Annotated in this window: 22 protein-coding genes; 8 read left to right on the top strand and 14 right to left on the bottom strand. The window is 67.7% G+C overall.

What is annotated here, in order from left to right:
* Positions 1 to 28: 28 nt before the first annotated feature.
* The 5 genes from M3M28_RS02700 to M3M28_RS02680 all read right to left on the bottom strand — a co-directional run bounded on the left by M3M28_RS02700 (position 29) and on the right by M3M28_RS02680 (position 3890).
* Positions 29 to 691 carry a ribonuclease HII gene (locus M3M28_RS02700; protein ID WP_249387315.1) on the bottom strand — a complete coding sequence of 221 codons (663 nt, stop codon included), beginning with the start codon at positions 689 to 691 and terminating at the stop codon, positions 29 to 31.
* Positions 688 to 1536 (bottom strand): signal peptidase I, encoded by an 849-nt coding sequence (gene lepB, locus M3M28_RS02695; protein ID WP_249387314.1) that lies wholly within the window; start codon positions 1534 to 1536, stop codon positions 688 to 690. The genes M3M28_RS02700 and lepB overlap by 4 nt, the downstream gene beginning before the upstream one ends.
* 100 nt (positions 1537 to 1636) lie before the next feature.
* Positions 1637 to 1984, bottom strand: a complete 348-nt coding sequence (gene rplS / locus M3M28_RS02690) for a 50S ribosomal protein L19 (protein WP_249387313.1) — start codon at positions 1982 to 1984, stop codon at positions 1637 to 1639.
* Between the two features lie 161 nt (positions 1985 to 2145).
* The gene (locus tag M3M28_RS02685; protein ID WP_249387312.1) at positions 2146 to 2760 is read right to left on the bottom strand and encodes a hypothetical protein; all 615 of its coding nucleotides are present in this window, start codon (positions 2758 to 2760) and stop codon (positions 2146 to 2148) included.
* 38 nt (positions 2761 to 2798) lie between these two features.
* Positions 2799 to 3890 carry a carboxylate-amine ligase gene (locus M3M28_RS02680; protein WP_249387311.1) on the bottom strand — a complete coding sequence of 364 codons (1092 nt, stop codon included), beginning with the start codon at positions 3888 to 3890 and terminating at the stop codon, positions 2799 to 2801.
* 219 nt (positions 3891 to 4109) lie between these two features.
* Between M3M28_RS02680 and rpsP the strand changes: the two genes are divergently transcribed.
* Genes rpsP through trmD form a run of 4 tightly spaced genes read left to right on the top strand, consistent with a single transcriptional unit; the run spans position 4110 to position 6066 of the window.
* Complete coding sequence (gene rpsP, locus M3M28_RS02675) at positions 4110 to 4541, top strand: 30S ribosomal protein S16 (RefSeq protein ID WP_249387310.1); 432 nt, start codon at positions 4110 to 4112, stop codon at positions 4539 to 4541.
* An 18-nt stretch (positions 4542 to 4559) separates the two neighbouring features.
* Positions 4560 to 4790, top strand: a complete 231-nt coding sequence (locus M3M28_RS02670; RefSeq protein ID WP_125107893.1) for an RNA-binding protein — start codon at positions 4560 to 4562, stop codon at positions 4788 to 4790.
* Between the two features lies 1 nt (position 4791).
* On the top strand, positions 4792 to 5343 hold the full coding sequence (rimM, locus tag M3M28_RS02665) for a ribosome maturation factor RimM (RefSeq protein WP_249387309.1): 552 nt from the start codon (positions 4792 to 4794) through the stop codon (positions 5341 to 5343).
* 6 nt (positions 5344 to 5349) lie between these two features.
* Positions 5350 to 6066 carry a tRNA (guanosine(37)-N1)-methyltransferase TrmD gene (gene trmD / locus M3M28_RS02660; RefSeq protein WP_249387308.1) on the top strand — a complete coding sequence of 239 codons (717 nt, stop codon included), beginning with the start codon at positions 5350 to 5352 and terminating at the stop codon, positions 6064 to 6066.
* 24 nt (positions 6067 to 6090) lie between these two features.
* Here the strand turns inward: trmD and ffh are convergent, their stop codons facing one another.
* A complete protein-coding gene (ffh, locus tag M3M28_RS02655; RefSeq protein ID WP_249387307.1) occupies positions 6091 to 7650 on the bottom strand; it encodes a signal recognition particle protein in 1560 nt (519 codons plus the stop codon).
* Positions 7651 to 7700: 50 nt separating this feature from the next.
* The gene (locus tag M3M28_RS02650) at positions 7701 to 8606 is read right to left on the bottom strand and encodes a LysR family transcriptional regulator (protein WP_249387306.1); all 906 of its coding nucleotides are present in this window, start codon (positions 8604 to 8606) and stop codon (positions 7701 to 7703) included.
* Between the two features lie 52 nt (positions 8607 to 8658).
* Between M3M28_RS02650 and M3M28_RS02645 the strand changes: the two genes are divergently transcribed.
* A complete protein-coding gene (locus tag M3M28_RS02645; protein WP_249387305.1) occupies positions 8659 to 9213 on the top strand; it encodes a gamma carbonic anhydrase family protein in 555 nt (184 codons plus the stop codon).
* Positions 9214 to 9274: 61 nt separating this feature from the next.
* Here M3M28_RS02645 and M3M28_RS02640 read toward each other — a convergent pair whose 3' ends face one another.
* The gene (locus M3M28_RS02640; protein WP_249387304.1) at positions 9275 to 10546 is read right to left on the bottom strand and encodes a S1C family serine protease; all 1272 of its coding nucleotides are present in this window, start codon (positions 10544 to 10546) and stop codon (positions 9275 to 9277) included.
* A 257-nt stretch (positions 10547 to 10803) separates the two neighbouring features.
* Between M3M28_RS02640 and M3M28_RS02635 the strand changes: the two genes are divergently transcribed.
* Complete coding sequence (locus M3M28_RS02635) at positions 10804 to 12243, top strand: amino acid permease (protein ID WP_249387303.1); 1440 nt, start codon at positions 10804 to 10806, stop codon at positions 12241 to 12243.
* Between the two features lie 74 nt (positions 12244 to 12317).
* On the opposite strand, the gene ftsY is transcribed toward M3M28_RS02635, so the two are convergent.
* A complete protein-coding gene (gene ftsY, locus M3M28_RS02630) occupies positions 12318 to 13199 on the bottom strand; it encodes a signal recognition particle-docking protein FtsY (protein WP_249387302.1) in 882 nt (293 codons plus the stop codon).
* Positions 13200 to 13237: 38 nt separating this feature from the next.
* On the opposite strand from ftsY, the gene M3M28_RS02625 reads away from it, so the two are divergent.
* Both M3M28_RS02625 and M3M28_RS02620 read left to right on the top strand, forming a co-directional pair.
* Positions 13238 to 13819: a histidine phosphatase family protein gene (locus M3M28_RS02625; RefSeq protein ID WP_249387301.1), complete on the top strand. Its 582-nt coding sequence runs from the start codon at positions 13238 to 13240 to the stop codon at positions 13817 to 13819.
* A 140-nt stretch (positions 13820 to 13959) separates the two neighbouring features.
* A complete protein-coding gene (locus M3M28_RS02620; RefSeq protein WP_249387300.1) occupies positions 13960 to 14988 on the top strand; it encodes a TerC/Alx family metal homeostasis membrane protein in 1029 nt (342 codons plus the stop codon).
* A 55-nt stretch (positions 14989 to 15043) separates the two neighbouring features.
* Here the strand turns inward: M3M28_RS02620 and M3M28_RS02615 are convergent, their stop codons facing one another.
* From M3M28_RS02615 to M3M28_RS02595, 5 genes are all read right to left on the bottom strand, one after another.
* The gene (locus M3M28_RS02615) at positions 15044 to 16153 is read right to left on the bottom strand and encodes a bifunctional 2-methylcitrate synthase/citrate synthase (RefSeq protein ID WP_249387299.1); all 1110 of its coding nucleotides are present in this window, start codon (positions 16151 to 16153) and stop codon (positions 15044 to 15046) included.
* A gap of 26 nt (positions 16154 to 16179) precedes the next feature.
* Positions 16180 to 17079 carry a methylisocitrate lyase gene (gene prpB, locus M3M28_RS02610; RefSeq protein WP_249387298.1) on the bottom strand — a complete coding sequence of 300 codons (900 nt, stop codon included), beginning with the start codon at positions 17077 to 17079 and terminating at the stop codon, positions 16180 to 16182.
* A 10-nt stretch (positions 17080 to 17089) separates the two neighbouring features.
* Positions 17090 to 18625, bottom strand: coding sequence for an MmgE/PrpD family protein (locus M3M28_RS02605; protein ID WP_249387297.1), 1536 nt, complete (start codon positions 18623 to 18625; stop codon positions 17090 to 17092).
* On the bottom strand, positions 18618 to 19274 hold the full coding sequence (locus M3M28_RS02600; RefSeq protein ID WP_249387296.1) for a GntR family transcriptional regulator: 657 nt from the start codon (positions 19272 to 19274) through the stop codon (positions 18618 to 18620). The genes M3M28_RS02605 and M3M28_RS02600 overlap by 8 nt, the downstream gene beginning before the upstream one ends.
* Before the next feature lie 90 nt (positions 19275 to 19364).
* Positions 19365 to 20231: a LuxR C-terminal-related transcriptional regulator gene (locus M3M28_RS02595; RefSeq protein WP_249387295.1), complete on the bottom strand. Its 867-nt coding sequence runs from the start codon at positions 20229 to 20231 to the stop codon at positions 19365 to 19367.
* Between the last annotated feature and the right edge of the window lie 101 nt (positions 20232 to 20332).

Below are 20332 nucleotides of genomic sequence, written 5' to 3'. Positions count from 1 at the left end.
ACGCACCAGTCTAGGCCCGACAGGTGACTTACGCGTCAAGGATCTTGCCGAGCCAGCTTCGGCGATGCTCTGCGCTCGGCCCGAGCTCGCGAATCGCGTCGCGATGCCCCTGCGAGCCGTACCCCTTATTCTTCTCCCAGCCGAACGCGGCGAGACCCTCGTCGCCCAGCGCGAGCTCGCGCATCCGAGTATCCCGCGCGACCTTCGCGACGACGCTCGCGGCCGCGACGCTCGCGCAATCGCGGTCGGCCTTCGGCTGCACCATGACGCGCAGCGGCTGCGTGAGCGCCGGCGAGAGCCAGTCGTGGCTGCCGTCGAGCAGCACACTCGCGAGGTCGACCGGCACGCCTGCCTGCCAGAGCTCGCCGAGCGCGCGCACCGCGGCGGCTGCGAGGCACTGCCTGATGCCAAACTCGTCAATCTCGGCGGCGGAGGCCCAGCCGACGGCGCTCGCAAAAGCCCACTCGGCCGAGGCGGGCGCGAGCCGTTCACGGGCCTTCTCGGTGAGCAGCTTCGAGTCGCGCAACCCCTCGGGGTACCCCTGCTGCGCCTCGACCTCACGAATCGCGCAGGCCCCCACCGCGACCGGCCCAGCGATCGCGCCGCGGCCGACCTCGTCGATGCCGATCACGAATTCCGTGTCGGTGAACAGCACCCGCTCGACCTCGAGCGTCGGCGAGACCGGGGTCACGGCTGCCGGGTCGGGATGCCCGCGAACACCTCGGAGTAGTTGCTGAGGAAGCGGAGCCGGTCGAATGGCCAGTTGATCATGAACGCGCGGCCCACGATGTTCTCGTACGGCACGAAGCCGCCGGTCGGGGTGTCCTGGTGCGCGCGCGAGTCGGCCGAGTTGTAGCGGTTGTCGCCCATGACCCACACCGCGTCGGCGGGCACGGTCACATCGAACTCGGTGCCGGATGCGGCGGTGTTGTCGCCGAGATCGACATACGGTTCGCTGATCGGCACGTCATTGATCATGATCTGGCCGTAGGCGTTGCAGCACTCGACGTGGTCGCCCGGCAGCCCGATGACGCGCTTGATGAGGTGGCTGTTCGTCTCTTCGGCCTTGAGCCCGATGAGCTCGAGCGTGCCATCGGCGAACGCCTGCAGCGGCGCCTTCTCGATAGTGGGCTGCTCGGGCAGCCACCCACCCGGGTCCTCGAACACGATGACGTCGCCGCGGTTGAGCGGCACGAGGTCGGGCACGAGCTGGTTCACGAGCACGCGATCCTGCTCGATCAGCGTCTCGTGCATCGAGGCCGAAGGAATATAGAAGGGCTTGAGGAAGAACGTCTTGACGACGATCGAGACCACGAGCGCGATCGCGACGATGACGACGACGTCGCGGATGAACATCCCGAGCGTCGCGCCACGGGCCACGACGTTGCCGCGGTCGTCGACCGCGATGTCGTCTCTGAGCCGGTGCCGCGGGGCGTGGGCGTGCCGAAAGACCTCGTAGACGAGGGCATCGTCCTGGCCATCGGCGCCGGCGTTGCCACTCAACTTCGGCAACTGATACTCGGCGTCGTCACGCACCCATGGGCTCCTCGTCGATTGTGGTCAGTTGATCTAAGCACGAACGAGATTGACCCCAGTGCACAAACGCACTGGGGTCAATCAAATCGTGATAAACGAACTAGCTTTCGCGACGCTCGCGGATCTTCGCGGCCTTACCGCGACGGTCGCGCAGGTAGTAGAGCTTCGCACGGCGAACGACACCGCGGCTGACGAGCTCGATGCGGTCGATGATCGGCGAGTGCACCGGGAAGACGCGCTCGACGCCGACCTGGAAGCTCACCTTGCGGACCGTGAAGGTCTCCTTGACGCCGGCGCCCTGGCGGCCGATGACGATGCCCTGGAACACCTGGATACGGCTGCGGTTACCTTCAACGATGTTGACGTGCACCTTGACGGTGTCGCCCGGGCGGAAGTCCGGGACGTCCTTGAGCGACTGTGCGTCGATCTGGTCAATGAGGTTGGTCATGATGATCAATCACTCTCTGCGCCGCCACAGGTCGAACGCAATAGAAGTAAGTTTCTGAATTCCGCGGGCAGAGTGTCCCCTGTGGCAGAGTCACGCCGCGGCACAAACGACAAGCTTAGCGGGCAATCGGCCGCACAGACAAGCCTCGAGTTCGGCGTCGGCTAGCTCGCGTGGGGCCGCGCAGTCCACTCATCGGGCTCGTCGTCGTCGCGTGAGGTCGGCTCGTCGATGATCTCGGCCTCAATCGCCTCGGATTCGCGGCGCACGGTGCCACCCGCTTGCTCCTGCCAGGTCTCGTTCGTGTCGACGATGATCACGCGGCCGGCCTGCGGGCCGCGGGCTCGGCCGAAGCCGGCATTCGGGGATGCGCCGGCGGCACGCTCGGCGCGCTGGCGCAGCTGCTCTTCCGCCTCCTGACGGTTGCGGCGCCACAGCTGGGCGATCGCGACGCCGGCGAAGATCGCGGCCGCGACCTGCGCAACGGCGCCCCAGGTGCCGGGGATGGCGACGGCGGCGAGCCAGAACACGAGCGAGCCGAGGTACCAACCCGCGTCGATCGCCGTCGCCTTCTTCGAGATGCGGAAGCTCGGGCGCAGCCAGAGCGCGAGGCCGAGGATCGCCATCTGCGCGAACGACACGGGAATGAGAATGAACAGGCCGAGGAAGCCGCTCACCGAGCGCTGGAAAACGATCCACGCAATGACGGTCCAGGCACCTACCAGGAACGGTGCAGGTGCGAGGAGCGTGCTGAGTATTCGGTGGATCCGCTTGGGCATACCCATAAATTACGGAAACTTGCTCCGCGAACGCCGGATCAGCGCAGGAATTCCGCGCGCAGCGTATCGACGACACCGACGGCCGAACCCGAGCGCATCGTGGCGCGCTGGCGGTCGGCCGGGGTCGAGTCGACGATGACGAGCCCCGAGACGAGCTCGCCCTCGCAGCCGAGGTCGCGGGCGATCTCGAGCAGTTCGTCGATGCGGCGGGCGAAGCTGCCGCGGGCGGCCTCTTCGCGGCCGTCGGCCGAGACGATGAAGTTCGTGTCGAAACCCCAGCGGGATGCGCGGAACTTGTTCTCCTGCACGACCCAGTCGGGCAGGTGCATCGGTTCCTCACCCCGGTCGAGTGCCCGCAGCGCCTCTTCGACGATGCACTGGGTCAGCGCGGCGCCGGCGCCGATGTCGAAGAGTGACGGGGCGGAGTCGGCGATGCGCACCTCGATCGTGCCGAAGCGCGGCGCGGGGCGCACATCCCAGCGGAGCTCCTTCGCGTCGAGGATCGTGCCCGAACGCACCATCGCGTCGACGGTGTCACTGATGTCGTCCCAGTCGCGCAGCTGCGGCGGAATGCCACCCGTGGGCAGTTGCTGGAAGAGCATCGAGCGGTGCGAAGCGAACTGCGTGTCGACGCCGCCCCAAAACGGGCTCGAGCTCGACAGAGCGAGCAGCCAGGGCAAGTTCGCGAGCACCGCGTTCATCACCGGCACCACCACATCCGACGAGGGCAGGCCGATGTGCACGTGCAGCCCCCAAATCGAGAGCTGACGCCCCCAGTCGCGCGAGCGCTCGACGACGCGCAGGTAGCGGTCCTCGGGCACGAGCGTCTGCACGTGCCAGTCGGAGAACGGATGCGTGCCGGCACCGATCGCGGCGACGCCGAGTGGGTCGCACGCGGCCGCCAGCTTGTCGCGCAGGGTGCGCAGATCGGCGATGGCTCCGGGCACATTGCGATGCACCTCGGTGACGAGCTCGACCGTATTGGTAAGGAACTCGCCGACGCAACGGGGCTCGTTCACCGCGGCGATTACTTCACCGGCGCGACCGGCGAGATCGCCGGAGGCACGGTCAACTAGCGCGAGTTCCCACTCGACCCCGAGGGTGGCGCGTTCGGACAGGGTGAAGTCCATGGATGACATCGTACGCGGGGAGGGGATGCGATTATTTGATTGATCTGATTCCGCTCGGGACTCCCGCGGGGCCGAGAAATCTGCAAGAATGGTTAGCTGAGTCTGTGCCAGCGACCCTCTATCCGCAGCGTGCAGCGAATCCGGACGTCGGCTCGTGCGCCCCACGCACTGTGCCGCTCAGTCTTTGATCGTTAACTAGTTTCAACAAGCAGGAGACACGTGTCTGTCAAGATTCGTCTGAAGCGCCTGGGCAAGATCCGGGCACCGTTCTACCGCGTCGTGGTCGCCGACGAGCGCTCGAAGCGCGATGGTCGAGTGATCGAGGAGATCGGCAAGTACCACCCCACCGAAAACCCCTCGCTCATCGAGATCGAGTCGGAGCGCGCCCAGTACTGGCTTTCGGTTGGCGCGCAGCCCACCGAGGCCGTCCTCGCGCTGCTCAAGCTGACCGGCGACTGGGGTAAGTTCAAGGGCGAAGGCTCGACCGAATCGCAGGTCAAGCTGCCCGAGGCCAAGGAAACCTTCCAGGCCGACGAGAACAAGAAGCCCGTCCTCAAGCCGAAGTCGGAGCCGAAGGCTTCGCAGGCCGAGGCAGATGCTGACGCCGACGTTGCCGAGCCGGCCGCCGAGGCCGAGGCATCCGCCGAATAATCCCAAGAAGGAGTCCCCATGCTTGCTTCCGCGCTTGAACACCTCGTCCGTGGCATCGTTGACCGCCCGGACGACGTCCGCGTGGACGCAATCGACTCCGCCCGCGGCGAGGTCCTCGAGGTGCACGTGCACTCCGAGGACCTCGGCCGCGTCATTGGTCGACAGGGACGCACAGCGACGGCGCTGCGCACCCTCATCACCGCACTTGCCGACGGCCGCCGCGTCCGCGTTGACGTGGCCGATAACTAAGTTGTCCGCACGCAGCCGCAGCGGGATCACCCAGCTGCGCGTCGGACGCCTCGTCAAGGCACACGGGCTCAAGGGAGCCCTCAAAGTCGAGCTGTACACCGACGAACCCGAGCGACGCTTCGTGCCCGGCGCATCCTTCTCGCTGCAGGTGCCGACGACGTCGCCGTGGCGCGGCAAGAACGTGACCCTGCGCGAGCTGCGCTGGTTCAACGAGTCGCCCGTCGCATTCTTTGAAGACGTCACCGACCGCACCACCGCCGAGACCCTCATCAAGGCGATCCTCTGGGTCGACCAGGACGAGGCCGAGGAACTCGCGCCCGACACCTGGTACGACCACCAGCTCGTCGAACTCGACGTGCAGATCGACGGCGTCTCGGTCGGCACCGTCGAGCGCGTCGACCACTTCCCCGCGCAGGATCTCCTCGTCGTGAAGACGCCGAAGGGCGACGTCATGGTGCCGTTCGTGAAGGACATCGTGTCCGCGGTCGACCTCGAGGCGGGCGTCGTCACGCTCACCCCGCCCGGCGGCCTGTTCGACGACGCGAGCGAGTAGCCCGCGATGCGCATCGACATCGTCACGATCTTCCCGCAGTTCTTCGACATCCTCGATCTCTCGCTGCTCGGCAAGGCGCGCACGCAGGGCATCATCGACCTGCACATCCACGACCTACGCGACGCGGCGCACGACCGCCACCGCACGGTCGACGACACCCCGTACGGCGGCGGCGCCGGCATGGTCATGAAGCCCGAGCCGTGGGGCGAGACGCTCGACGGCATTCTCGCGGCCTCGCCCGCCGAAAACGGCCCGCTCATTGTCTTCCCTTCCCCCGCCGGCGACGTGTTCACGCAGGCGCGCGCGCACGACTTCGCGGGCGAGGAACACATCGTCTTCGGCTGCGGCCGCTACGAGGGCATCGATCAGCGCGTGTTCGACTGGGCCGCCGAGCGCGCCCGCGTCTCGCTCGTGTCGATCGGCGACTACGTGCTCAACGGCGGTGAGGTCGCCGTCATGGCGATGATCGAGGCCTTCGGCCGCCTGATTCCCGGCGTCGTCGGCAACCCCGCGTCGCTCGTCGAGGAGTCGCACTCCGACGGCCTACTCGAGTACCCGAGCTATACGAAGCCCGCGCAGTGGCGCGGCCTCGACGTGCCCGACGTGCTGCTCAGCGGCCACCACGGCAACGTCGCGAAGTGGCGCCACGAACAGCAACTCAAGCGCACCCAGCGCGTGCGCCCCGACCTCTACGAGGCCTTCACCACCCGCGACGACGCGTAAGTCTGCGCCGTCGCGGGCGCGTGCCTACTTGCGCAGGTACTTCTGCAGCTTCTCGAGCTCTTCGGGGCTCGGCTGACCGCCGCCGGCGCCGCCGCCGAAGGCACCGCCGCCGAACGACGAGCCGCGCGGCGCGCTCTGTGCCGGCGCCTCGATGCCGCGCTTCGCGGGGTTGCCCGAGAACTTCTTGCCCTTCTTGGCGTTCTTCTTCGCCTGCTTCGCCGCCGTGGCGCGGCCACCGCCCGACGAGGGCATGCCGGGCATCGACGGCATGCCGCCGCGCGCGACCTGGCGCATCATCTTCGACGACTGCTCGAAGCGCTTCATGAGGTCGTTGACCTCGCTCACACTCGTGCCCGAACCTCGGGCGATGCGCGAGCGGCGCGAGCCGTTGAGCACCTTCGGCGTCTTGCGCTCGAGCGGCGTCATCGACTGAATGATCGCCTCGATGCGCACCATGCTCGACTCGTCGAAGTCGTCGAGCTGCTGGCGCATCTCTTTCGTGACGCCCGGCATCATGCCGATCATCTTCTTAAAGTTGCCGGCGCGACGCAGCTGCTGCATCTGCTTGAGGAAGTCGTCGAGCGTGAACTCGTTCGCCGCGAGCTTCTCGGCGGCCTCGCGTGCCTCCTCTTCATCGAACGCCTTCTGCGCCTGCTCGATGAGCGAGAGCACGTCACCCATGTTGAGGATGCGGCTCGCCATGCGGTCGGGGTGGAACAGCTCGAAGTCGTCGAGGCGCTCACCGGTCGAGGCGAACATGATCGGGCGGCCAGTGGTCTGCGCGACCGAGAGCGCCGCACCACCGCGGGCGTCACCGTCGAGCTTCGTGAGCACGACACCCGAGAAGTCGACGCCGTCCTGGAACGCCTTCGCGGTCGCGACGGCATCCTGACCGATCATCGAGTCGATGACGAACAGCACCTCATCGGGGTTCGTCGCCTGCTTGATGTCGCGGGCCTGCTGCATGAGCGTCTCGTCGACACCGAGCCGACCGGCGGTGTCGATGACGACGACGTCGTGGAGCTTCTCGTTGGCGAGGCGGATCGACTCGCGCGCGACGCGCACCGGGTCGCCCTCGCCGTTGCCGCGCTCGGGCGCGAAGACCGGCACGCCGGCCTGGTCGCCGACGATCTGCAGCTGCTGCACCGCGTTCGGGCGCTGCAGGTCGGCCGCGACGAGCATCGGCGAGTGCTTTTGGCCGACGAGCCACTTCGCGAGCTTGCCCGCGAGCGTCGTCTTACCGGCACCCTGCAGACCGACGAGCATGATCACCGTCGGCGGGCGCTTCGCGAACTGCAGCTGACGGGCCTCCTCGCCACCGAGGATGCGAATGAGCTCATCGTTGACGATCTGCACGACCTGCTGCGCCGGGTTCAGCGCGCGGTTCACCTCGTCGCTCAGGGCGCGCTCGCGCACGTGCGCGGCGAACTCCTTGACGACGGGAAGCGCGACGTCGGCCTCCAGCAGGGCGCGACGAATCTCGCGGACGGTGCCGTCGACGTCGGCTGGAGTGAGCTTGCCCTTCGAGCGCAGATTGCTCAGCGCGTCGACAAGGCGGTCTGAAAGGTTCCCGAACAAGGCCATAGTGTCGGCCATTCTACCGGCAATCGGCCGGGACTACCGGGCGCGCGGGGTCAGTCGGCGGCGTGCTGGGCTGCGATCCGGATGAGCTCGCTCGCGCTGGCGGGCAGCTCGGGTTCTTCGCGCCAGATCGCGGTGAGCGGCCGGTGCAGCTCGAGGTCGGCGACGTCGACGCGGCGCAGGCGCCCCGCCGCGAGGTCCTCGGCGACCGTGAGCGCGCTCATGACCGCCGGGGCAATACCGGCCGTGACGGCGCCCCGCACCGAGAGGATCGCCGAGAACTCGGCCCGGGGCTCGGCGGCCTCGAGCTGGGGGTGCTGCTCCCCCAGCAGTTGCTCAAGCACCTGGCGCGTGCCCGAGCCCGACTCGCGCACGACGAGCGGCATCGCCGCGAGCTCCTGCGCGGTGATGAAATCGCGCGACGCCCAGTCATGGCTCGGCGCCACGACGACGACCAGTTCGTCGTGGCCGACCACGTGGTGCTCGAGGCCGCTCAGCTCGTCGAGCGACTCGATGAAGCCGATCACGGCGGCGCCCGAGTGCACCTCGCGGATCACCTCGACCGAGTTCACGGCGTGCACGTGTGGGCTCGTCGCGGTGCCGGCCTGCTCGAGCTGGCTCAACCACTGCGGCAGCAGGTAGCCCGCGATCGTCTGCGAGGCCGCGACCCGCAGCGTGCTCGTGCGGTCGGCGCGCAGCGACGTGAGCCGCTCTTGAAAGCGGTCGGTCGCGACGAGCAGCTCGGCGATCCAATCAGCCACCACCTGCCCGGTTTCGGTCGGCTGCGAGCCGCGGGCGCCGCGCTCGAGCAGGTCGAGGCCGAGTTCGTGCTCGAGCTTGCGCATCCGTTCTGACACCGCCTGCTGCGAGCGGTCGGCGGCCGCTGCGGCCGCGTTGATGCTGCCACGCTCGACAACACGCACGAATAGTTCGAGCGAATCCAGGTCTAGACGGGTCACAGAGTCAAGGTAGCGCCTCCCGGTGTCCGCGGCTCCCAATACACTGGGCAACATGCAAGGACCACTGTTGCTCCCCTTCAATGGCGTCAGCCCCCGCATCCACCGTTCGGCGTGGATCGCGCCGAACGCCACGATCATCGGCGACGTCGAGATCGGCCCCGACTCGAGCGTCTTCTATGGCTGCGTGCTGCGCGGCGACTCGGGCGCGATCCGCATCGGCGCGCGCTCGAACCTGCAGGACGGCACCGTCGTGCACGTCGACGCCGACGCGTCCTGCACCCTCGGCGACGACGTCACGGTCGGCCACGCCGCGATGCTCCACGGCACGACCGTCGGCAACGGCACACTCGTCGGCATGCGCGCCTCGCTGCTGAGCCACTCGGCCATCGGCACCGGCTCCCTCATCGCGGCCGGCGCAGTGGTGCTCGAGGGCTTCGAGATCGGCGACCGCGTGCTCGCCGCGGGCGTGCCCGCGAAGATTCGCCGCGAACTCACCGAAGAGGAGTCGGCCGGGTTCATCCCCCACGCCGGCGGCTACGTCGAGCTGTCGAAGCGCCAGCCGACGCTGCCCGAGGCGCTCTCGCTCGACACCTGCTGGTTCGAGTAATCCGCCAACAACAAGCGTGGGGCCGGTCACTTTCGCGACCGGCCCCACACTCGTTTTCCGCCTAGTTGGCCGGGCCCTCAACGAGGGTCGTCGTGCCGCTCTGCTCAGCGCCCGAGGCCGTCGTCCACGTCAGGGTCACCTCGGTGCCCGGCGTGTATTCGGCGATGAGGCCCTGCAGTTCGGATGCGCTGCCTACGGCGATTCCGTCGACCGCGGTGATCGTGTCGCCGGCCGCGAGGCCGACCTCGGCCGCGGGGGTCTCGTCGTAGACGCCCGCCACCGCGGCCCCTGCCACGGTGCTCGGGCTCGTGCCCGACGTCGTGTCGGCGAGCGCGATGCCAAGGAACGCGGGCGTGCCAAGCGTGTTCGAGTCGGTCTCGACGCCGTCGATGATGTCCTGCGCGACGCTGAGCGCTGTGTCGATCTCGATCGCGTAGCCCGAGATGTTCGTGCCACCGCTCGAGGCCGCGGTCGTCATGCCGACGACCTCGCCCTCGTCGTCGAGCACGGCACCGCCCGAGTCGCCCGACACCACGTCGGCGTCGATCTCGATCATGTTCGTGAGCGTGTTCGAGCCGGTCGTTCCGCCACTCGCTGCCTCGTTCGACGGCGTCACCGAGGTGTTGAGATCGGTCACGACGCCGTCGGCAGCCATGAGCTCGCCGCCGCCCTCGGCGTTGCCGACCGCGGTCACGGCGTCGCTCACGGCGAGGTCGTCGTCATCATCGATCGTCGCCGTGGTGAGGCCGCTCGCATCCTCGAGCTGCAGCACCGCGACGTCCTCCGTCGAGTCGGTGCCGACGACGGTCGCGTTGTAGCTCGTGCCATCGGTCGTGGTCACCTGCACCGAGGTCGAGCCCTCGACGACGTGGTTGTTCGTCAACACGAGCCCGTCAGAGCTGAGCACGATGCCCGTGCCCGCGGCCGCCGCGCTCTGATACTCAAGCTTCGTGTCGATGAGCACGATGCCGGTCGATTCGTCGGCGCTCGCGGCCGAGATGTCGAGGCTGTCGGTCGACTGCTGCGTCGAGCCACCGAGCGAGCCGCCGCTCTGCCTATCCGTGCCCTGCCCGAGCCCGCCGCTCGAGGTGCCCTCGTCGACCCACGGCACGAGGTCGAGTAGCTGCTGTTTCAGCGCCTGGGATCCGAGGCTGGGGCTCTGCGCCTGCTCGGCCGAGGCATCCGCGCCACGCCAGGCGCTTTGCGCGGTGTTGCCGGTGCTGACGGCAAGGCCGCCGAGCGCGCCAGCGAGGACGAGGCCACAGCCGGCAGCAACTGCTGTCAGGCCGCGCCAAACACGAGGTTTCGGAGAGGTGGGGACTGAGTCGTTCATGGCACTGATATCACCCCTCGTCGCGATGAGCCGGGCATGGGAAAGCTATGAGCCAGTTATGCGTCGATGTGACACGCGGCCAACACCCTGCGTAAAATCCTCATCGCCGACGACGACGCTTCTTGCACCGCCGCCGAGATACCCCGATGGCGGGATGCACGTTTGTACGGCACAGAGTGACAGCGCAGTGAGCCCGGACGTCTGCCGACAGCGGGACCCATGACCGAGCGCCCCGCGCGCGCAACCCGGAACGCGAAATGTCACAACAAACCGCCCAGGCTGGCACCGAAGCACAGCCAGCGAAGAAGCTTCGCAACCGCCACGTGACGATGATCACGCTCGGCGGCATCATCGGTTCGAGCCTGTTCGTCGGCTCGGCCAACGTCATCTCCCAGGTCGGCCCCGCCGCCCTCTTCTCGTACGCCATCGGCGGCCTGCTCGTCATGCTCGCGATGCGGATGCTCGGCGAGATGGCGACCGCCCGGCCGTCGATCGGCTCGTTCATGGAGTACGCCCGCAGCGGCCTCGGCGAGTGGGCCGGCTACCTTGTGGGCTGGCTCTACTGGTACTTCTGGGTCGGGGTCGTCGCCTACGAGGCCGTCATCGGCGGCGCGATCCTCAACGGCTGGTTCCCGGTGATTCCCTCGTGGGTCTTCGCCGTCGCGCTGCTCGTCATCTTCATCATCACGAACCTCGTCTCGCTGCGGTCGTTCGGTGAGGTGGAGTTCTGGCTCGCGAGCATCAAGGTCGCCGCGATCATCGTGTTCCTCGCCGTCGGTGCGCTGTTCATCTTCGGCCTCTGGCCGAACGCAACCCCCGGCATCAGCAACCTCTGGAGCCACGGCGGCTTCGCGCCGAACGGTGTCTGGCCAATCCTCTCGGGCGTCGCCATCGTGATCTTCTCGTACTTCGGCACCGAGATCGCCGTCATGGCGGCGGCCGAGTCGGAGGACCCTGCCCGCGGCGTGCGGCAGGCCACCAACACGATCATCTGGCGCATCCTGCTCTTCTACCTAGGCTCGGTGTTCCTCATCGTCGCGATCGTGCCGTGGAACGGCCTGCCCGACACTGACGACCAGGGCCCCTTCGCCTACCTGTTCTCGCAGTACGGGATTCCCGGCGCCGACCTCATCATGACCGCCGTGATTCTCACCGCCGTCTGCTCGGTGCTCAACTCGGGTATCTACTCGGCCTCGCGCATGTTCGCCTCGATCGCCGAGCGCGGCTTCGCCCCGAAGTTCATCGCCCGCAAGGCGAAGAACGGCGTGCCGGTCGCGGCCGTCATCGCCTCGACGCTCGGCGGCTTCGCAGCCGTGCTCGTGAGTTTCCTGTTCCCCGACAGTGGCATCTTCGACTTCATCATGAACAGTTCGGGCCTCGTCGCCCTGTTCGTGTACGTCTTCATCGCCCTGACGCAGGTGCGCCTGCGCAGCAAGATGAGCCCAGAGGAGCGGTCGCAGCTCAAGCTGAAGATGTGGCTGCACCCGTGGCTCGCGTACCTCACCGTCGCCGCCGTCGCGGGCATCGTCGTGATCATGCTCGTGAGCGGGCCGAGCACGCAGGTGCAGGTGTGGACGAGCCTCATCTCGGTCGTCGTGCTCGTGGCCGTGTGGCCGTTCGTGCGCCGCAACCTCAAGAAGTCGGGTCAGTACGGCAAGCCGATCACCGAGGCCGTCGAGGCCCCGATGGGCGAGTAACTCCCCCGCAGACAAACGAGCGGCGGCTCTCGACTTCGGTCGGGAGCCGCCGCTCGTTTGTCTGTCGGTCACCGCTACGCGTCGGCGAGCAGCTGCTCGGCGAAGACGTGCGGTGTGAAACCGGTGAGGTCGTTGATGCCCTCGCCCGTGCCGATGAGCTTGATCGGCAGCCCCGTGCGCTCCTGCACAGCGAGTACAAAGCCGCCCTTGGCCGAGCCGTCGAGCTTCGTGATGACGAGGCCCGTGACGCCGGCGTATTCGATGAACGCCTCGGCCTGCTGCACGCCGTTCTGCCCGGTCGTGGCGTCGAGCACGAGCAGCACCTCGCTCACGGGCGTGAGCTTCTCGACGACGCGGTGCACCTTCTTGAGCTCGTCCATGAGGCCGGCCTTCGTCTGCAGGCGGCCGGCGGTGTCGATAATCGCCATCTCGATGCCCTCGCGCATCGCGACCTCGACCGTCTGGTACGCGACGGAGGCGGGGTCCTGGCCGAACTGCTGCGGCCGCACGATGCGCACATCGGCCCGCATTGCCCACGTGTCGAGCTGCTCGACCGCGGCGGCGCGGAAGGTGTCGGCCGCGCCGACCACGACGGTGCGGTCAAAGTTGCGTAGGAACCGCGCGAACTTGCCGATCGTCGTCGTCTTGCCGACGCCGTTGACGCCAACCATGAGGGTGACGGCGGGGCGAGCCGAGAGGTTCAGCGTCGTGTCGAACTTCGACAGGCGCTCCTCGATCACCTCGCTGAGCATGCGGCGCAGGTCGCGCGCATCCGTCGTCTGGTGGTGTGCGACCTGCGCGCGCAGCTCGTCGACAATCTCGTCGGTGATGTCGGGCCCGAAGTCGGCCGTGAGCAGCGCATCCTCGAGGTCTTCCCACGTCGATTCGTCGATCGTGCGTCGTGCGAACATGCCGCGCAGGGCGTTTCCGAGAGACCAGGGTTTGCGTTCCGCCATGGGGCCAAGCCTAGCCGGGCGGGCCGTACCCTAGAGGCATGCGAATTGGGCTGATCAGGCACGGCGAAACCGAGTGGAACCGAAAGGCCCTCTTCCAGGGTATGAGCGACATCCCGCTCAACGACACCGGCTACGACCAGGCCCGGCGCACCGCGGTGCTGCTCGAGGGGCAGCCGTGGAGCGCGCTGTTCTGCTCGCCGCTCACGCGTACGACGCAGACCGCGACCGAGCTCGGCCGCATCACCGGGCTTGGCGAGCCCACCCCGTTGCCCGACATCGTCGAGCGCAGCTTCGGCGAGCTCGAGGGCGAGACGGTGTTCCTGCCCGACGGCACGCGGCGCCTCGCCGACCACCCGACCGTCGAGCCCGTCGCGGCGGTGCTCGAGCGCACCTACCGCGCCCTCGAGCACGTGGCCGCGACCGGCGCATCCGATGCCCTCATCGTCACGCACGGCACCGTCGTGCGATTGCTGCTCAACGACCTGCTCACGGTCGCCTCGCCCGCGATCAATAACCTCGCGCTCACGGTGCTCGAGACCGACCCGGATGCGCGACACGGCTTCCGCGTGCGACTCGCGAACGGGTACCCCGTGGCAGTGGAATTGACCCACAGCGTGTAACCTAGTGCGGTGTTGAAGGGGAGTATTCCTCCTCAACGTTCTCGTCATCACGGTGAAACACGGAGTTTCATCCGGGAACGTTGGTCGCAATCGCGGCGGAAGAGACCTTCGGAACGTTCAACGAACCTTCTGGAGGCTTCATGAATCACGTCGATATTTGGATCTGGGCGATCAGCATTGCGGTCGTCGTCGGGTTCTTCTTCTTTGACTTTTACTCGCACGTGCGCCACGCCCACGTGCCCTCGATGAAGGAAGCCGGCTTCTGGTCGGTCTTCTACATCGTGCTCTCGTTCGGCTTCATGTTCCTCGTCGCCTGGCAATGGGACTGGGCGCACGCGGGTGACTTCATCACCGGTTACTTCACCGAGAAGGCGCTCAGCGTCGACAACCTCTTCGTGTTCCTGCTGATCATGATCAGCTTCAAGGTGCCGAAGCTCGCGCAGCAGAAGGTGCTGCTAATCGGCATCGCGATCGCCCTCGTGCTGCGCACAATCTTCATCATCGCGGGTGCCTGGGTGCTCGAGGCCTGGGCCTGGGTCTTCTACATCTTCGGCGCATGGCTGCTCTACATCGGCGTCAAGCAGTTCATCGACTCGTTCGACGACTCCGACCCCGAGATGCCCGGCTGGGTGCGCCACGTGAAGCGCGTCATCCCCGCCTCGGAGAACTACAACGGCGACAAGTGGACCATCGTCGAGAACGGCAAGAGGGTCTTCACGCCGCTCGTGCTCGTCATCGTGTCGCTCGGCTTCACCGACCTGCTGTTCGCGCTCGACTCGATTCCCGCGATCTTCGGCATCACGCAGGAGCCGTACCTCGTGTTCATGGCGAACGCGCTCGCGCTGCTCGGCCTACGCCAGCTCTACTTCCTGCTCGATGGCCTGCTGTCGCGCCTCAAGTACCTCGACCTGGGCCTGGCGTTCATCCTCACATTCATCGGCGTGAAGCTCGTGTTCCACGCGCTTCACGTCAACGAGGTGCCGTTCATCAACGGTGGCGAGCCCGTCATGTGGGTGCCCGAAATTCCAACTTGGTTCTCGCTCATCTATATCTTCGGGGTGCTGCTCATCGCGGTCATCGCGTCGCTGATCTACTCGAAGCTCAACCCGGAAGACGAGAACGACGCCGTCGAAGCCACCCCGGCCGCCGACGGAGTCGACACCAAATAACCCCCAGAACCTCAAGAAGGAGGCCCCCGCCGTGGCGGGGGCCTCCTTCTTGAGGTTAGAGGTGGCGTTCTTCTGGGCCGTTGTAGACCGAGAGGGGGCGGATGAGGGCGTTGTTCGCGTTTTGCTCGAGCACGTGCGCCGTCCAGCCCGTGACACGCGCCGCGACGAACAGCGGCGTGAACGTCTGCGTGTCGAAGCCCATGAGGTGGTACGTCGGGCCGGCCGGGTAGTCGAGGTTCGGGTAGATGCCCTTGCGCTCGAGGAACTCCCCTGCGAGCGTGCGGTAGAGCTCGAGCATGTCGTCGCGGCCGTAGTACGCAATCATGCGCTCCATCGCCGCCTGCATCGTCGGCACGCGCGAGTCGCCGTGCTTGTAGACGCGGTGACCGAAACCCATAATCTTGCGCTTGTTCGCGAGCGCATCGTCGAGCCACGGCACGACGTTCTCGGCCGAGCCGATCTCCTCGAACGCGTGCATGACGGCCTCGTTCGCGCCGCCGTGCAGCGCACCCTTGAGCGCGCCAATGGCCCCCGTGACCGCGCTGTAGAGGTCGGCCGTCGTCGACGCGATCACCCGAGCGGTGAACGTCGAGGCGTTGAACGAGTGCTCGGCGTAGAGCACCATCGACACCCGGAACGCGTCGACCACCTCGGGCGCGGCCTCCTCACCGAAGGCCATCCAGAGGAAGTTCTGCGCGTAGTCGAGGTCGTCGCGCGGCTCCACGAGCGCCTCGCCGCGGCGGCGCCGCTGGTCGTACGCGACCACCGCGGGCAGCGCCGCGAACAGCCGCTTCGACTTGAGCAGATTCATCGCCTCGGAGTTGTCTTCGGTCGTCTCGTCGAGCGCGCCGAGCACCGACACCGCCGTGCGCACGACATCCATCGGGTGCGACGTAACGGGCAGGTCGTCGATCAACTGCTTGACGCGCTCGGGCAGCGCGCGGTTCGCGCGCTCGAACGCGGTGAACTCGGCCAGCGCATCCGCGCTCGGCAGCTCGCCGTGCCAGAGCAGCAGCGCGACCTCCTCGAACGAGCTACGCTCGGCGAGCTCCTGCACCGGATACCCGCGATAGAGCAGCGAATTCGTCTCGGCATTCACCTTCGAGATCGCGGTGTAGTCGACCGGCACACCGGCGAGACCCTTGTAAATTTCTTTGGCTTCCATAGCTCGCTCCTTTGCGGGGTTCGGGGCTACCGATCGACGCGGAAGTTGAAGATCGACGTATCGAAGTGGTTGTACGCCTCGTAATCGATGAGCTCGTACAACTCCGCACGGTGCTGCATCTCCCCCAGCTTCCCGCGCAGATGTCCGGTTTGCCTGAGTTCGTCGAGCGCGCGCTCGGTCGCGCCCATCGAGATGCGCAGCATCGACACGGGCCAGATCACCAGGTTCATGCCGACGTCGCGCAGCTCGTCGACCGAGAACAGCTCGCTCTTGCCGAACTCGGTCATGTTCGCGAGCAGGGGCACATCGACGGCCGCGCGCATCGCCGCGAACTCGTCGAGGGTGCGCATCGCCTCGGGGAAGATCGCGTCGGCGCCGGCATCGACGAGCGCCTTCGCGCGGTCGATCGCCGCATCGAGCCCCTCGGCGGCGCGGATGTCGGTGCGCGCCATGATCAGGAAGTTCGTGTCGCGGCGCGCGTCGACCGCGGCGCGGATGCGCTTGATCGCGGTGTCCTCGTCGACGACCTGCTTGCCGTCAAGGTGCCCGCAGCGCTTCGGATTGATCTGGTCCTCGATGTGGGCGCCGGCGAGCCCGGCGTCCTCGAGCTCCTGGATGCTGCGGGCCACGTTCATCGGCTCGCCGAAGCCGGTGTCGGCGTCAATGATCGTCGGCAGCTCGGTCATACGTGCGATCTGCTTGCCCCGGCCCGCGACCTCGCTCAGGGTCGTGAGGCCGATGTCGGGCAGCCCGAGGTCGGCCGCGAGCACGGCGCCCGACACGTAGACGCCGTCGAAGCCCTTGCGCTCGATGAGCCGCGCCGAGAGCGGGTTGAAGGCACCGGGGAACCGCAGCAGTTCGCCCGAGGCGAGCCGCTCGCGAAACGCCGCGCGCTTCTCGGCGGGTGAGGTGGATGCGTAGAGCACGGTCGGCCTCCTAGAAGATGCCGTCGGCGGGCGGGGTGAGGAGCTTGCCGGGCGCGGCCACGATCGTGAGTTGGCCGAGCTCCTCCGGCCCGAGCTCGGGCAGGCGCTGCGCGACCTCGAGGAAGCGCTCGATCTCGCCCGCCTCGAGCACGTCGGCGGCGAGCGTGCGGAACTTCTGCGCGTACTGCTCGCGGGCAAACGGCCGGGCGCCGAGCGGATGCGCGTCGGCGACCGCGATCTCGTCGCGAAGCTCGGTGCCGTCGGCGAGGCGAATGACGACCGCGCCGCCGAAGGCCTTCTCGCTGATGTCGAGCGAGTGGTAGCGGCGGGTCCACTCCGGGTCCTCGACCGTCGTCACCTTGTGCCAGAGCTCAACGGTGTCGGGCCGGGCCGCGCGCTCGGGCGAGTAGGAGCCGACGTGGTGCCACGTGCCGTCCTGCAGCGCCACCGTGAAGATGTACGGAATCGAGTGGTCGAGCGTCTCGCGCGACGCCGTCGGGTCGTACTTCTGCGGGTCGTTCGCGCCCGAACCGATGACGTAGTGCGTGTGGTGCGACGTCTCGATACGCACCGACTCGATGCGCTCGGGGTGCTCGACGAGCTCGGGATGCGCGTGGTGCAGCTTGCGCGCGAGGTCGATCCAGGCCTGCGCCTGGTACTCGGCCGAGTGCTCCTTCGTGTAGGTGTCGAGGATCGCGCGCTTCGCCTCGCCCGCCTCGGGAAGCGGCACCGTGTAGCGCCCCTCCGGGCCGTCGAGCAGCCACGCGACGACACCATCCTCACCCTCATAGATCGGCGTCGGGCTCGTCTGGCCGCGCATCGCCCGGTCGACCGACTCGACCGCCATCTTGCCGGCGAATGCGGGCGCGTGCGCCTTCCATGTCGAGATCTCACCCTTGCGCGACTGCCGCGTCGCGGTGGTGGTGTGCAGCGCCTGGCCGACGGCCTGGAAGATCGTCTCGGCGTCGAGGCCGAGCAGGGTGCCGATGCCGGCCGCGGCCGACGGGCCGAGGTGCGCGACGTGGTCGATCTTGTGCTTGTGCAGCGAGATGCCCTTGACGAGGTCGACCTGCACCTCATAGCCGGTCGCGATGCCGCGCACGAGGTCGCGACCGCTCAGGCCGCGGGCCGCCGCGAGGTGCTGCGCCACCGCGAGAATCGGCGGGATGTTGTCGCCCGGGTGCGAGTACTCGGCGGCGAGGAAGGTGTCGTGGAAGTCGAGCTCGCGCACGGCGACGCCGTTTGCCCAGGCGGCCCACTCGGGGCTCGTGCGCTCACCTGCGTCGAGGCCGAACACGGTCGCGCCCTCGCCGTGGCGCGAGACGGGATGCGCGGTGGCCTGCCCGCGCGCGGCAACGATCGGCGCGCGGTTGAGCGAGGCGGCGGCGACCGAGGCGTTGTCGATGACGCGGTTGATCACCATGTCGGTGACCTCCTCGCTCACCTCGACGGGGTCGGCGGCGACCTCGGCGAGCTTCCACGCGAGCTGGTCTTCGCGGGCGAGGTTCTCTTCGGATCGGTGGACGCGAACTTCGTGGTTACGCACTGGTGTCCTTTCGGTCGGTGCTGCGCGCGAGCGCGCTGTTGAGGCTTCGGTGCAGGTGGACGTGGGTCGCGTGCGCGGCGAGCTGCGCATCGCGCGCGAGGATCGCGTCGACGACGAGCAGGTGCTCGGCGGCGGCCTCGCGGAGGCGGTTCGGGTCGTGGCTCGCCAGGCGGCGGATGCGCGCCGAGTGCAGCCGCGCGCTCGCGAGCGCCGAGGCAAGGTAGGGGTTGTCGAGGGCATCGGCAATCGCCTCGTCGAGGGCGTCGACGACCTCGAAGTACGGCGCGATGCCGGCCTCCCCCGCGTCGAGCAGCCGCGGCGCCGCCTCGACGCGGGCGCGCAGCTCGGTGAACACGGCGGCGTCGCCCCGCTCGGCCGCAAGGGCCGCGGCGCTCGTCTCGAGCACGCGGCGCAGCTCATAGAGCGTGCGGATGCGCTCCTCGCTCAGCTCGGCAACGACGAGCACGCGCGGCGAGAGCGCCTGCACGAGCCCGTCGGAGGCGAGTCGGTTGAGGGCCTCGCGCACCGGGGTGCGGCTCACGCCGAGTCGCTTGCTCTGTTCGACCTCGGCGAGCTGGGCGCCGGGCTCAAGCACGCCGTCGAGGATTTCCTCACGCAGTGTCGCGTAGACGCGTTCGCTCGCTCGCATCTCGCCTCCCTCCACCGGTTTATGTATACATTAACCGCGATTCAAGGAAGCACAACTCGTAATTTCTCAGACTGTGCATGCACTAACGAGTCACGGCAGCAGTCCCGCCCGCCGCGCCGTGGTGACGGCGGCCGAGCGCGAGGGCTGCCCAAGCTTCTGCATCACCGAGCCGAGATAGCTCTTCACCGTCGATTGCGTGAGCCCGAGCGCCTCGGCGATCGAGGCGTTGCGCCAGCCGAGCGCGACGTACCCGAGCACATCGAGTTCGCGCGGCGAGAGCGTCGGGCGCTCAGCGGCGTCGGCCCCGAATTCGGGGTGCGCGATGCCGAGCAGCTGGTGTTCGAGCGCCTCGAGCCGGCGTCGCAGCTGCGCGTCGCTAACGTCGGCGCTGATCGCGCGCAGCTCGGCGTAGCTTTCCCGCAACTGCTCGAGCTGCGCGGTCGGCAGCGGGATGGGCTTGGTCTCGGCCGCGCGCGCAAGCTCGGCCTGCTCGCGGGCCCGGCGCACCGCATCCCTCGCCGCGAACTTGCGCCGCAGCTCGGCCGCCGCGCGCTCAGCCGGCACGATCGAGACGTCGCCGACTGGCGCGTCCGCCCGCTGCCCGCCGTAGAGCACGGCCCGCATCGCGCCGTCCACCTCGACGGGCACCGCGAGCAACGAGCGCACGCCTTCGCCGAGCACCGCGCGGTCGTAGTCGTGCGTGATCGAGCGTGACTTGCCATAGTGCGTCGTGAGCTGCGGCCGGCGTTCGGCGATGACGCGGCCGCCGAGGCCGCGCTCGGTGCGCACATGCAGCCCGGCCATGGTGCCCGTGAGCTGGCCGCGCAAGGCCGTCACCTGCACCCCGTCTTCGCTCGCAATGCCGCCAAAGACCAGCGAGAGGCCACTTCTGCGTTGAAATTCCTCGAGGGCCTGTTCGAGGAGTTCGTATTCGGAGACAACACTGCGCCGTTGCATGTTCATCGTTCGTTACCAACTTTCGGAGGTAGTGGGCAGCGTAGCGAATGCCTAGCTTGATGTCGACGTTGCGCACCGATGCGCAAACATGTTTCGCAATG

The sequence above is a fragment of the Gulosibacter sediminis genome, from assembly GCF_023370115.1.
GTDB classification, from domain to species: domain Bacteria; phylum Actinomycetota; class Actinomycetes; order Actinomycetales; family Microbacteriaceae; genus Gulosibacter; species Gulosibacter sediminis_A.
This window is presented reverse-complemented; position numbering and strand designations above follow the sequence as displayed.